The organism is Citreicella sp. C3M06, from assembly GCF_018860705.1.
Classification (GTDB): Bacteria; Pseudomonadota; Alphaproteobacteria; order Rhodobacterales; family Rhodobacteraceae; genus Salipiger.
In genome coordinates, this window is sequence record NZ_JAHKQA010000004.1 from 195,157 (window position 1) to 207,976 (window position 12,820).

The following is a 12,820-nucleotide window of genomic DNA, read 5'->3' on the forward strand; positions in this document are numbered from 1 at the left end:
CCTGAGATATCGATGCCGTCGGGGCGCGGTTGCGGCAGCAACGCCGGTCAGGACAAGCCATGGGTTGGATCGCCAGCCGCATTCCAGTACAGATTGATGGCCCGGTTGAGGCAAGCCGAAGGCCCCTTCTCGAGGCTATGGACTTCGGAGTTACGGCTCGTTTCGAAGACTGGCGCGTCAGTCAAAAGGCGGGTCTGACAGCGGTGGTCGGCCTGCCTCCGGCGGGGATATTTAAGGCCAGAAGAAACCACGGCGCGGCGCCTGAGCTTCTTCTGGCTCCAAATATCCCGGGGGAGTCGCCGATTAGGCGACGGGGGCAGCGCCCCCCCTTGCTACGCCTGATCCTGGAAAAAAGCATAGATCCGCTCGGCGAGGGCGGCGCTGACGCCGTCAACGGCCTTGAGGTCGGCGAGATTGGCGCGCGAGACCGCCTTGGCGGAGCCGAAATGCGCCAGAAGGGCGCGCTTTCGCGAGGCACCCACGCCGGGCACCTCATCAAGCGGGTTGGCCATTTGCGATTTCGCGCGCTTGGCGCGGTGGGTGCCGATGGCCCAGCGGTGGGCCTCGTCGCGCAGGCGCTGGATGAAGTAGAGCACGGGGTCGTTGTGGCGAAGCGCAAAGGGGCGCTGGCCGGTGCGGTGGAATTCCTCTTTGCCAGCGTCACGGTCGACGCCCTTTGCGACCCCGACCATTGGTATGTCCTGCACACCATGTTCGCGCATGATCTCGGCCACTGCCGAGACCTGTCCCGCGCCGCCGTCGATCAGCAGCAGGTCGGGCCACAGGCCTTTGTCGCGGCCCGGATCTTCCTTCAGCAGGCGGGTAAAGCGGCGGCCCAGCACCTCTTTCATCATGCCGAAATCGTCGCCGGGGACCAGCTCGTCGCCGCGGATGTTATACTTACGGTACTGGTTTTTCATGAAGCCCTCCGGCCCTGCGACGATCATGCCGCCGACGGCGTTGGTGCCCATGATATGAGAGTTGTCGTAGACCTCGATGCGCTGTGGTGGGGCGTCCAGCCCGAAGGCTTCGGCCACGCCGCGCAGCAGCTTTGCCTGCGTCGCGGTTTCTGACATCCGCCGCGCGAGGCTTTCTCGGGCGTTGCGGGCCGCGCCTTCGATCAGCTCGGCCTTTTCGCCGCGCAGGGGCACGGCGATGTCGACCTTGCGGCCTGCCTTGCCCGACAGCGCGTCGCACATCAGGTCGGGGTTCTCGATCTCGTTGCTGAGCAGCAGCAGGCGGGGCGGTTCCTTGGTGTCGTAGAACTGGCCGATGAAGGCCTCGAGCACCTCGGCGGCGTCCACGTCCTCGCCCACGCGGGGATAGAAATCTTTGTTGCCCCAGTTCTGGTTGGCCCGGATGAAGAACACCTGCACGCAGGCCTGCCCATGTTCCATGTGCAGCGCGATGATGTCCGCCTCGGCCACGCCCTGCGGGTTGATGCCCTGCACCGTCTGAACCTGCGTCAGCGCGCGGATGCGGTCGCGCAGGGCGGCGGCGCGTTCGAATTCCATCTCGTTCGAGGCCTCGGCCATCTGCGCTGCCAGCGTTTCCTGCACCGTGGTCGATTTGCCCGCAAGGAACCGCTGTGCGTCGCGGACGCTGGCGCGGTAATCTTCCTCGGAGATCAGCCCGACGCAGGGCCCTGAGCAGCGCTTGATCTGGTAGAGCAGACAGGGCCGGGTGCGGCCAGTGAACTGGGAATCGCTGCAATTGCGCAGCAGGAACACCTTTTGCAGCTGGTTCAGCGTGCGGTTCACTGCCCCTGCGGACGCGAACGGGCCGTAATAGGCGGCCTTCTCGGTCTTTGCCCCGCGGTGCTTGCGGATCTGCGGAAAGGCATGTTCCGTGGTCACCTGTATCTGCGGAAAGCTCTTGTCGTCGCGCAGCAGCACGTTGAACTTGGGCTTGAGCTGCTTGATCAGGTTCTGTTCCAGCAGCAGCGCTTCGGTTTCGGTCCGCGTCGTCAGGAACATCATCGACGCGGTTTCCGAGATCATCCGTTCAATACGCCGGGAATGTCCCGTGGGGCGCGCATAGGACGATACGCGCGCCTTCAGGTTGCGCGCCTTGCCGACGTACAGAACCCGGCTCTGGTCATCCAGCATCCGGTAGACGCCGGGGCTGGTTTCCAGCGTTCTCAGATAGGCCTGGATCACCTCGTGGCCGCGTTTGGGCGGGGTGGTCTGTGGGGTCTCGGCGTCGGTCATCCGCTTTCCGTATCGTCACGTTTCGGGGCGCGATTCTCCCCGGTTTGCTGCAACTGCCAAAGCCCGAGATCAAGGGCATTTACATCCACCGTTTCTGTGGACAACTCTGTAGGCAAATCTCCGGGAGCGCAGAGTTTCCCTTGATTCCAAGCCGCTTCATTAACGAGATTAAAAAACAGGCAGAAATCTAAGTTATTGTTATTAAACGAAAGAATTTGAATCTGTGGGCTAAGTCCTTGAATATGAAACATTTTTGTAAATATAGATTAACAGATTTGTAACCGGTGCAAAACTTGACGATGGGTCATCTCATTCGACCCCCAGCACGTCGGGCGTGCGCCAGCCAAGGTGCTGCCCGCCGTCCATGCACAAAAGCTGTCCGGTAAAGCCGGGCGAGTCGAGGATCAGTCCCAGCGCCGCCAGAACATCCGCCGGGTTCGATCCCCTCTCGAGCACCGTCGCAGCGCGCTGCGCGGCGAAATGGGCGGCGCTCTGGCGCGCGCCTTGCAGCGTCGGGCCGGGGCCGATGGCGTTGACCCGCACGCGCGGTGCCAGCGCCATCGCCGAGGTCTGCGTCAGCGTCCACAGCGCCGCCTTGGCCAGTGTGTAGGTCATGAATTCGGGCGTCAGCTTGCGCACCCGCTGGTCGATCATGTTGACGACGACGCCCTGCGCCACCGGCTCGCCGCGCTCGTCGGTCAGCGGCTCGGGCACCTGCGCGGCCAGTGCCTGCGTCAGCACGAAAGGCGCGCGCAGGTTCGAGCCCATATGACGGTTCCAGCTGTCGAGCGTGGCAGAGCCGATACTGTCGTATTCGAAGATCGAGGCATTGTTGATCAGCCCCGTGATCGGCCCGCCAAGCGCCTCGGCGGCGCGGGGTAACAGGGTATGCATCGCATCCTCGTCCAGCAGATCGGCCTGCAGCGCGACGCTGTGGCGGCCCATGGCACGGATCTGCGCCACCACCTCGGCGGCGGCCTCCGCCGAGCCGGCGTAATGCACCGCCACGTCATGGCCGCGCCGGGCAAGCTCCAGCGCCATGGCGCGGCCAAGGCGCTTCGCGCCCCCTGTGACCAGCGCACGCGGCATCAGATCAGCACCCACACGACATAGGTGACGTAGAGCGTCGACAGGATCGCGCCCCAGACCCGCCCAAGATCCTGTTTCAGGAACACGAAGGGGATCAGCAGCAGCGAGGCGGCCAGCATCACCCACAGATCGAACCGCAGGAAGGCAGGGTCGACCGGCATCGGCGAGATCAGCGAGGCGACGCCGATGATTGCCAGCAGATTGAACAGGTTAGAGCCGATGACATTGCCGAGCGCCACATCGGCCTGACGGCGGATCGCCGCCATGACCGTGGTCGCCAGTTCGGGCAGCGAAGTGCCAAGCGCCACCAGCGTCAGGCCGATCACCGTATCCGACACGCCGAACATCTGGGCGATCTCGGTAGCGCTGTCGACCAGCAAATCGGCGCCAAGCGGCAGGCCGATCAGGCCCAGCACGATGAACAGCGCAATCTTCCACCATGGCATGTCGGGGTCGGCGCCTTCGGGCTCTTCCTCGTCGAGGGCGTTTTTCGCATCGCGGCGGTGGCGCAGCGCATCGCGCACGGAATCTCCCAGCACCAGCGCCAGCGCGACCAGCAGCGCCACCCCGGCCCAGGCATCGAACACGCCGCGAAACGCCAGCGCGATGAAGAACAGCGTCGAGACGATCATCACCACGTAGCTTTTGCGGGTGTCATGCCCCGAGGTGTGCATCACCGTGATCAGGGCAGGAATGCCCAAAACGATCAATATGTTGGCAGTGTTCGACCCAACGACATTGCCAAGCGCGATGCCCGGCGCATCGCGCAATGCCGCCTGAATCGAGATCAGCAATTCGGGCGCCGACGTGCCGAAGGCGACGATGGTCAGGCTGACGATAAGCGCCGGAATACCGATGCGCAGCGACAGGTTCACTGCCCCTTTCACCAGCGCATCCCCGGCCAGAAGCAGGATCACCAATCCGATGCCCGCGTAAAGGAAAACCATTGATCAGCCCTTGTTCTTGCCGCAATCGCAGGGGCCGCTGCCAATCCGGTAGCGGCCGCAGCGCGGGCATTTCCTGTTTGCAAGACGTGCCGCGCCGGGCACCCGAAGTTTTCCGAAAATGCCAAGTACGGCCATGACGACGAGAAACAGCAGGGCGATCTTGGCGAGCATTCTACAATCCGAACCGGGCCCAGGCGGCGCGCTCGTCGAGCGCGCTCAGGGCGTCTTCGGCAATCTGAAGTCCGAGCATCGGGAGCAGCCGCCGCTTCTGCTCTAGGCGGCGAAAGCGCACCTTGTCGCCGAAGGTCTCTTTCATGACGGGCACAAGGTGGCCGACGCGATCGGCAAGCCCCACATCCACCGCCGATTGTCCGATCCAGACCTCACCGGTGAACAGCGCCGGTTCTTCGGCCAGCTTGTCGCTGCGCCGGCTGCGCACCTGTGCCTTGAAGGTCTCGTGCAGATGCCCCAGCAAACGGTTCAGCCGGGCCACGTCCTCGGGGCGCTCGGGGCGGAACGGATCCAGCATGGATTTCGATTCTCCGGCGGTGTGCACGCGCCGTTCGAACCCTTGCCGCGCAAGGAACTCCTGCGCGCCGAACCCCGCGGAGATCACCCCGATCGAGCCAATGATCGAACTGGGATCGACGATGATCTCATCGGCGGCGGATGCGATCCAATAGCCACCGGATGCGGCCACGTCCTCGGTGAAGGCATAGACCGGCACGCCGGTTTCCTCGGCAAGCCGCCGGATGCGCGCGCCGATCAGCGAGCTTTGCACCGGAGAGCCGCCGGGCGAGTTGATCTCAAGAGCAACGGCAACAGGCTTCCCCTTGCGGAATGCCCGCTCCAGCAGGGCCCGCAGCGAGGCATCGGACAATGCGCGAGCCGATGTCCCGATCGTGCCCTGAAGACGGACAACAGCAACAACGGGCCTGCGCTTGCGAAGACGGTTCCAGAGTTTCATCTGTTGCGATGTAGAGACCGCTCATCAGGGAAACAAGGCACCGGGGCAAAGATGCTCGCCGCAAGTGCCTTTCGGGTGGCCAAGGCGCATCGGTTGCTTGCCTTGTCCGCAGCATCGCGGCACAATGAGAGCCGGGCAAGGCGATGGCGTCGCCAGCTTCATGCAGCCCGAAACCCATCCTGAACGCCGGGATCTTGCTTTGCCACAGCGGCAGGGTCGGATCCGACCCTCCGCGCCGATGAAGGAGGGCCAGCGATGGACCGACCGGCATTTTACCGCTTCCACCAAGGCGACCGCGTGTTGCCGTTTACCCCCGAAGAATATGATGCCCGCCTCGCCGGGTTGCGTGCGATCATGGCCGAGGCCGGGATCGACGCCTGCGTGCTCAGCTCGATGCACAACATCGCGTATTACTCGGGCTTTCTCTATTGCAGCTTTGGCCGGCCCTATGCCCTGGTGGTAACCAAGGCCGACAGCGTGACGATATCTGCGGGGATCGACGCGGCGCAGCCATGGCGGCGCAGCCATGGCGACAACATCACCTATACAGACTGGGCGCGAAACAACTACTGGCGCGCGATCCTGTCGGTGACCGGGCCCGGCAAGGTGATCGGCTACGAGGCCGATCACGCGACGCTGAGCCAGAAGGCGTTGCTGGACAGCTTCCTTGCGCCGTCGCGAACCGAAGATGTGGCCGCCGCGACCATGCGCCAGCGGATGCACAAGTCTGCGGCCGAGATCGCCCTGATCCGCCACGGCGCACAGGTTGCCGACATCGGCGGCTATGCCATCCGCGATGCGATCCGGGTCGGTGCACGCGAGATCGACGTAGCGATGGCCGGGCGCAATGCGATGGAACTGGAGATCGCCAAACGCTTCCCCGATGCGGAATACCGCGACACATGGGTCTGGTTCCAGTCGGGCATCAACACCGACGGGGCGCACAACCCGGTGACGGCGCGGGCGCTGGAGCGCGGCGACATCCTGTCGCTGAACTGCTTCCCGATGATCTCGGGCTATTACACGGCGCTGGAGCGCACCTTGTTCGTGGGCGAGGTCGATGATGCCTCGCGACGGATCTGGGAGGCCAATGTGGCGGCGCATGAATTCGGCATGTCGCTGCTGAAGCCGGGGGCGTCTTGCGCCGAGGTGACCGAGCAGATCAATAGTTTCTTCGCAGAGCGGGATCTGCTGCAATATCGGACCTTCGGCTATGGTCACAGCTTCGGTGTGCTGTCGCATTATTATGGCCGCGAAGCTGGGCTCGAGCTGCGCGAAGACATCGACACGGTGCTTGAGCCCGGCATGGTGATCTCGATGGAGCCGATGCTCACCTTGCCAGAAGGGGCGCCAGGAGCGGGTGGCTACCGCGAGCACGACATCCTAGTACTCACTGACAGCGGCAACGAGAACATCACGGCCTACCCCTATGGCCCGGCGTTCAACATCGTCGGATAGGGCAGAGGGGGCACTGCCCCCGCCTCCTGACGGAGACTCCCCCGGGATACTTGGGGCCAGAAGAAACCCGGGCGCGGCGCCCCTGCTTCTTCTGGCCCTAAATATCCCCGCCGGAGGCATCCAGCATCCGGGCCGGGCGCGGCATGGCAAGGGATGGACCTTCGGCGACGACAAGCATACCGTTGGCGTGCATATACCGGAGTACGCCCCCATGTCCGCAGGATCGAGGATTCGCACCTATTTCGAAGGCACCTGGCACGAGGGTGACCTTGCGGTCATGAAGGCCGCCGATCACGGCATGTGGCAGGGCAGCTCGGTTTTCGATGGCGCTCGTTTCGTGGACGGGCTGGCGCCGGATCTCTATCTGCATTGTGCGCGGGTGAATCGCTCGGCCGAGGCGTTGATGCTCAGGCCCACCATCGCGCCCAAGGATATGGTGCAGATCGTCTGGGAAGGGCTGTCGGCCTTTCCGAAAGACGCGGCCGTCTACATTCGCCCGATGTATTGGGCCATCCATGGCGACGAGACGGTGCTGGTGCCGTCGAAGGAGGCGACCGGCTTTGCGATCTCGCTAGAAGAGATTCCGATGGCTTCCCCCGAGGCCACGCAGACGCTGGGCAAGACCAGCTTCCGGCGCCCGGTGCTGTCGGATGCCGTCTGCAATGCCAAGGCAGGATGTCTTTATCCCAACAATGGGCGGATGCTGGTCGAAACCCGTGCGCGAGGCTTTTCCAACGCGCTTGTGACCGATGCCATGGGCAATGTCGCCGAAAGTGCCACCGCCAACGTCTTCATGGCCAAGGACGGCGAACTGTTCACCCCCATCGCCAATGGTACCTTTCTGTCGGGCATCACCCGCGCCCGTCACATCTCCAATTTTCGGGCCGATGGTGTGACGGTCCATGAGTGCGTTCTGACCTACACCGATTTCGAAACGGCGGACGAGGTGTTCCTGTCGGGCAATCTCAACAAGGTGACCCCGGTGACAGGGTTCGAGGACACCACCTATCAGGTGGGCCCGTTGACCCGGCGCGCCCGCGAAATGTACTGGGACTGGGCGCATAGTACGGTCTGAGCCCACGTGCTGCCCTGCCCATTGCGCCGCCCCCGCCGCTGCGACATGATCCCGCCGAAAGGGAGAGTCCGATGCGCAAGTTCCTCGTGATCCTCGACGACAGCCGGGAATGCCTCAATGCCATGCGCTTTGCCGCGATGCGGGCGCAGAACACCTCTGGCGGGGTGATCATCCTGTCGATCATTCCGCCGGACGAGTTCAACCACTGGATCGGTGTCGGCGACATCATGCGCGAAGAGACCCGCGAGCGCATTCACGCGCATTACGAGGTGTTCGCCAAATGGATGCGTGACCGGCATGGCGTCGACCCCGAGCTGGTGATCCGCGAGGGGGATGTGGTGACCGAGATCCTCGATCAGGTGACGCAGGACAAGGCGATCGGCGTGCTGGTGCTTGGGGCTGCCTCGGGCAAGAAGGGGCCGGGGCCGCTGGTCAGCCAGATGACCCGGTCTTCGGGCAGCCTGCCGATTCCGGTAACCATCGTTCCGGGCGATATGTCCAAGGAGCGGCTGGAGATGATCACCTGAGGTTTTCGCGCAAAGTTTAGAACCGTTCCAAACCTTGACCTGTGCGCCCGGCAGGCGCATATATGGTGTGCCCCCGCAAAAGGTACCCCTACGATGTTCATTCAGACCGAATCGACCCCGAACCCCGCGACGCTGAAGTTCCTGCCCGGCCAGACCGTGCTTGGGGCTGGCACTGCGGATTTCCCCAGCGCCGAGGGTGCCGAGGTGTCTCCGCTGGCGCATCGCCTGTTCGGCGTGACCGGCGTGACCGGCGTGTTCCTTGGCTCGGAATTCGTTACCGTGACGAAAGACGAAGCTGCCGACTGGGATCATGTCAAACCCGCCGTGCTGGGCGCGATCATGGAACATTTCCAGTCGGGCGATCCGGTGATGAAGGGCGAGGGTGGCGCGTCTGGTCATGCGGCTTTCGATGGCGAAGATGCTGAAATCGTGACTCAGATTAAAGAGTTGCTCGACACGCGCGTGCGCCCGGCAGTGGCACAGGATGGCGGCGACATCACCTTCCACGGCTTCGATCGGGGCGTGGTCTACCTGCATATGCAGGGGGCCTGCGCGGGCTGCCCGTCGTCGACGCTGACGCTGAAGATGGGCATCGAGAACTTGCTGCGCCATTACATCCCGGAGGTGTCCGAGGTGCGCCCGGTCGCGGTTTGATCCAGTGACCCTAACCCTTGGGTTCGACAGCTCGGCCGCGCACTGCGCGGCCGCTTTGCTGAAAGACGGCGTCGTGATCGCGCGCCATTCCGAAGACATGTCGCGCGGTCAGGCCGAACGGCTGATGCCGATGCTCGAAGAGCTGCTGGCGGCGCAGGGCGTCGGCTGGCCCGACCTGACCCGGATCGGCGTTGGCACCGGGCCGGGAAATTTCACCGGCATCCGCATCGCTGTTGCGGCGGCGCGCGGGCTGGCGCTGTCGCTGGGGATTCCGGCGCTTGGCGTCACCACCTTCGAGGCGATCCGCATGGATGCGCAGGGGGCGGCGGCGGTGCCCGCGCCGCAAGGGCTTTACCATGTCGAAGGGCAGGTGGGGCAGATCCGCACCGTGGCGATGGAAACGCTGAACGGCGCGACCTTGCCGCCCGAACCAGCAGAGCTTGCGGTCCGCATCGCCCGGCTGGCGTCGGTCAAGGTCCCCGGCGCCCGCCCTGCGCCGCTGTATCTGCGCCCGGCCGATGCGGCGCCGGCCCGCGACGCACCGCCGACGATTCTGACGTGACGGCGGCAGAGCTGGCGGCGATCAGCGCCCGCGCCTACATCTACATGCACCCCTGGGCCGAGGCCGATTTTGCCGCCAGCCTCGCTCATCCGACGAGCGTGTTGGCCTGCGGGGGCGGGGCGTTTGTGCTGGGTCGGGTGATCGTGGACGAGGCCGAGATCCTTGCGCTTGCCACCGACCCCGCGCAGCAGCGCGCCGGGCAGGGGCGCGCCGTACTTGCGGCTTTTGAGGCGCAGGCGCGACAGCGCGGCGCGGTTCAGGTGTTTCTCGAGGTGGCGGCGTCGAATGCGCCGGCCTGTGCCTTCTATCTGGCGCAGGGCTATGCGCAGACCGGACGCCGCCGCGATTACTACGCAAAGCCGGGCGGAGGGCGGACCGATGCCCTGCTCATGTCGAAGGCGTTGACCTGACGTCCATCACGTGTGCGGAAAGACCCGGCGTCAGCCGTGAAAGAAAGCGGTTGACCCGTCCCGGTGCCAAAGCTTTGATCGGGCACGATCTGCATGGATCAGGAAAAGAGCAGGGCGCGCGACCGCCCGCCACCACACCTGGGAGCACGACATGAGTCTTTTCAACAAGTTTCTCGGCGCCAGCGCCGCGCTGGCCCTGACGGCGGGTGCCGCGCTGGCCGACCCGGCGCTGATTTACGACCTCGGCGGTAAGTTCGACAAATCGTTCAACGAGGCCGCCTTCATGGGGGCCGAGGCCTTTGCCGAGGCAACCGGGGGCAGCTACAAGGACATCGAACTTCAGTCCGAAGCGCAGCGCGAACAGGCCCTGCGCCGCTTTGCCGAGGCCGGGTTCAACCCCGTCGTGACCACCGGCTTCTCGATGTCCTCGCCGATCGCGTCGGTCGCGGCGGATTATCCCGACACCAAGTTCGTCACCATCGACGGCTATGTCGATCCGGCCGAACATCCCAACGTGCTCTCCGTGCTGTTTGCCGAGCATCAGGGATCGTACCTTGTGGGCATGATGGCGGCGATGGCGTCGGAAACGGGCACGGTCGGTTTCATCGGCGGCATGGATATCCCGCTGATCCGCAAGTTCGCCTGCGGCTACGCGCAGGGCGCGCTGGCGGTCAATCCCGACGCCAAGGTCATCAGCAACATGACCGGCACCACCCCCGCCGCGTGGAACGACCCGGTGAAAGGATCGGAGTTGGCCAAGGCGCAGATCGGTCAGGGCGCCGACGTGATCTATGCCGCTGCCGGGGGCACTGGGCTTGGCGTGCTGCAGACCGCCGCCGACGAGGACATCCTGTCGATCGGCGTCGACAGCAACCAGAACCATCTTTATCCCGGCAAGGTGCTGACCTCGATGCTCAAGCGCGTCGATGTCGCCGTCAACGATGCGATGACGCAGGGCGCCGATCTGCAAACCGGCGTCATGATGCTCAGCCTTGCCGAAAATGGCGTTGGCTATGCGCTGGATGACAACAACGCGCCGCTGGTATCGGGCGAGATGAAGGCCGCTGTCGATGCGGCGCGCGAACAGATCATCGCGGGCGAGATCGTGGTTCACGACTATTCCTCGGATGACAGCTGCCCGGCGCTGAGCTTCTGATCTTGTGATTACGAAGGGGGCCGTGTACGCGGCCTCCTTTTCCCTCTCCGACAGGCGTGTCCGACATGACCAAGGCCCCCTCTCAGGCCGCTGCCATCGAACTGAAAGGCATCTCCAAGGCCTTCGGCCCGGTTCAGGCCAACAAGGATATCTCGATTCGCGTGATGCCCGGGACAATCCACGGCATCATCGGTGAAAACGGCGCGGGAAAATCGACGCTGATGTCGATCCTGTATGGGTTTTACAAGGCCGACGCGGGCGAGGTGTTCATCTCGGGCCGCAAGACCGAGATCAATGGCAGCCAAGACGCCATCGCGGCGGGCATCGGCATGGTCTTCCAGCATTTCAAGCTGGTGCAGAATTTCACCGTTCTGGAAAACGTGATTCTCGGGGCCGAGGATGGCCCGATGCTGCGCCCATCGCTGGCGCGGGCGCGCGGTGTGCTCAAGCAGCTGTCCCAGGATTACGAGATGAACGTCGATCCCGACCAGCTGATCGAAAACCTCAGCGTCGGGCATCAGCAGCGGGTCGAGATCCTCAAGGCGCTGTACCGGCAGGCGGATATCCTGATCCTTGACGAGCCGACCGGCGTGCTGACCCCGGCCGAGGCCGACCATTTGTTCCGCATCCTCGACGGGCTGCGGGCGCAGGGCAAGACCATCATCCTGATCACCCACAAGCTGCGCGAGATCATGGAAATCACCGACACCGTCTCGGTGATGCGGCGCGGCGAGATGACAGCGACGGTCAAGACGGCAGAGACCTCGCCCGAACAGCTGGCCGAGCTGATGGTGGGCCGCAAGGTGTTGCTGCGCGTCGACAAGGCGCCCGCGAAAGCCGGCAAGCCGATCCTAGAGGTTCAGGATCTTCGCCATACCGACGCTCATGGCGTTGAGCGGCTCAAGGGCGTGTCGCTGACGGTGCGCGCGGGCGAGGTGCTGGGCATCGCCGGAGTGGCAGGCAACGGGCAATCGGAATTGCTCGAGGTGCTGGGCGGTTGTGCGCAGGCCACCGGCAGCGTCATGGTGAATGGCACGCCGCTGCCGCTGAGCGGCACAGGGTCGGACGGCGCGGCGCGGCGCGCAGCGGGCATCGCCCATGTCCCCGAGGACCGCCAGACCGAAGGTCTGATCATGGCTTATGCCGCGTGGGAGAACATCGCGTTCGGCTATCACCGCGATCCGAAATACCAGACCGGGCCGCTGATGAACAACGCCGCCATCCGCTCCGAAGCCGAGGACAAGATGCTGCGCTACGATGTGCGCCCGCCACATCCGGGCCTTGCCGCGCGCAATTTCTCTGGCGGCAATCAGCAGAAGATCGTGCTTGCCCGCGAGATCGAACGCGACCCCGACGTTCTGCTGATCGGCCAGCCGACGCGGGGCGTGGATATCGGAGCGATTGAATTCATTCACAAGGAAATCATCCGCCTGCGCGATGCTGGCAAGGCGATCTTGCTGGTGTCGGTTGAACTGGACGAGATATTCGCACTGTCCGACCGCATCGCGGTGATGTTCGACGGCGAGATTATGGGCGAGCGGCTTGCCTCGGAAACTGACCAGCGCGAACTGGGGCTGCTAATGGCAGGCGTGACCGAGCCGCGATCCCGCGATCCGCTGCCCGAGGCACGGGGGCAGCGCAGATGACCGCCTATTTTTCCCGGCCCCGCTCCGGCACGGCAACCCCGCTCGCCGCGCGCCTGGCCGAGGCCGCAGGGGGCTCCGCCCCCGCCTTCGGCTCCCCCGGGATATTTTATGCCAGAAGA

At 64.3% G+C, this 12,820-nt stretch carries 14 protein-coding genes; 8 read left to right on the top strand and 6 right to left on the bottom strand.

Going from position 1 to position 12,820, the window contains the following annotated elements:
• Positions 1-332 precede the first annotated feature (332 nt).
• Genes uvrC through KO516_RS01510 form a run of 6 tightly spaced genes read right to left on the bottom strand, consistent with a single transcriptional unit; the run spans position 333 to position 5,213 of the window.
• Entirely contained in the window at positions 333-2,210 is a 1,878-nt protein-coding gene (gene uvrC / locus KO516_RS01485; protein WP_216002029.1) for an excinuclease ABC subunit UvrC, read from the bottom strand.
• The gene (locus KO516_RS01490) at positions 2,207-2,461 is read right to left on the bottom strand and encodes a hypothetical protein (RefSeq protein WP_216002030.1); all 255 of its coding nucleotides are present in this window, start codon (positions 2,459-2,461) and stop codon (positions 2,207-2,209) included. The genes uvrC and KO516_RS01490 overlap by 4 nt, the downstream gene beginning before the upstream one ends.
• A gap of 58 nt (positions 2,462-2,519) precedes the next feature.
• Positions 2,520-3,299, bottom strand: coding sequence for an SDR family oxidoreductase (locus KO516_RS01495; protein ID WP_216002031.1), 780 nt, complete (start codon positions 3,297-3,299; stop codon positions 2,520-2,522).
• The gene (locus tag KO516_RS01500; protein ID WP_216002032.1) at positions 3,299-4,246 is read right to left on the bottom strand and encodes a calcium/sodium antiporter; all 948 of its coding nucleotides are present in this window, start codon (positions 4,244-4,246) and stop codon (positions 3,299-3,301) included. The genes KO516_RS01495 and KO516_RS01500 overlap by 1 nt, the downstream gene beginning before the upstream one ends.
• A gap of 3 nt (positions 4,247-4,249) precedes the next feature.
• On the bottom strand, positions 4,250-4,417 hold the full coding sequence (locus KO516_RS01505) for a hypothetical protein (RefSeq protein WP_216002033.1): 168 nt from the start codon (positions 4,415-4,417) through the stop codon (positions 4,250-4,252).
• Between the two features lies 1 nt (position 4,418).
• Entirely contained in the window at positions 4,419-5,213 is a 795-nt protein-coding gene (locus tag KO516_RS01510; protein ID WP_216002034.1) for a S49 family peptidase, read from the bottom strand.
• 255 nt (positions 5,214-5,468) lie between these two features.
• On the opposite strand from KO516_RS01510, the gene KO516_RS01515 reads away from it, so the two are divergent.
• From KO516_RS01515 to KO516_RS01550, 8 genes are all read left to right on the top strand, one after another.
• Positions 5,469-6,671, top strand: a complete 1,203-nt coding sequence (locus tag KO516_RS01515; protein ID WP_216002035.1) for an aminopeptidase P family protein — start codon at positions 5,469-5,471, stop codon at positions 6,669-6,671.
• A gap of 211 nt (positions 6,672-6,882) precedes the next feature.
• On the top strand, positions 6,883-7,746 hold the full coding sequence (locus KO516_RS01520) for a branched-chain amino acid aminotransferase (protein ID WP_216002036.1): 864 nt from the start codon (positions 6,883-6,885) through the stop codon (positions 7,744-7,746).
• 71 nt (positions 7,747-7,817) lie between these two features.
• Positions 7,818-8,273, top strand: a complete 456-nt coding sequence (locus KO516_RS01525) for a universal stress protein (protein WP_216002037.1) — start codon at positions 7,818-7,820, stop codon at positions 8,271-8,273.
• Between the two features lie 93 nt (positions 8,274-8,366).
• Complete coding sequence (locus KO516_RS01530; RefSeq protein WP_216002038.1) at positions 8,367-8,927, top strand: NifU family protein; 561 nt, start codon at positions 8,367-8,369, stop codon at positions 8,925-8,927.
• A gap of 4 nt (positions 8,928-8,931) precedes the next feature.
• Positions 8,932-9,489, top strand: coding sequence for a tRNA (adenosine(37)-N6)-threonylcarbamoyltransferase complex dimerization subunit type 1 TsaB (gene tsaB / locus KO516_RS01535; protein ID WP_216002039.1), 558 nt, complete (start codon positions 8,932-8,934; stop codon positions 9,487-9,489).
• The gene (locus tag KO516_RS01540; protein ID WP_216002040.1) at positions 9,486-9,899 is read left to right on the top strand and encodes a GNAT family N-acetyltransferase; all 414 of its coding nucleotides are present in this window, start codon (positions 9,486-9,488) and stop codon (positions 9,897-9,899) included. Before tsaB ends, KO516_RS01540 begins: the two co-directional genes overlap by 4 nt.
• A 151-nt stretch (positions 9,900-10,050) precedes the next feature.
• Positions 10,051-11,055 carry a BMP family protein gene (locus tag KO516_RS01545; protein ID WP_216002041.1) on the top strand — a complete coding sequence of 335 codons (1,005 nt, stop codon included), beginning with the start codon at positions 10,051-10,053 and terminating at the stop codon, positions 11,053-11,055.
• 65 nt (positions 11,056-11,120) lie between these two features.
• Positions 11,121-12,701 carry an ABC transporter ATP-binding protein gene (locus KO516_RS01550; protein ID WP_216002042.1) on the top strand — a complete coding sequence of 527 codons (1,581 nt, stop codon included), beginning with the start codon at positions 11,121-11,123 and terminating at the stop codon, positions 12,699-12,701.
• The last annotated feature ends 119 nt before the right edge of the window (positions 12,702-12,820 follow it).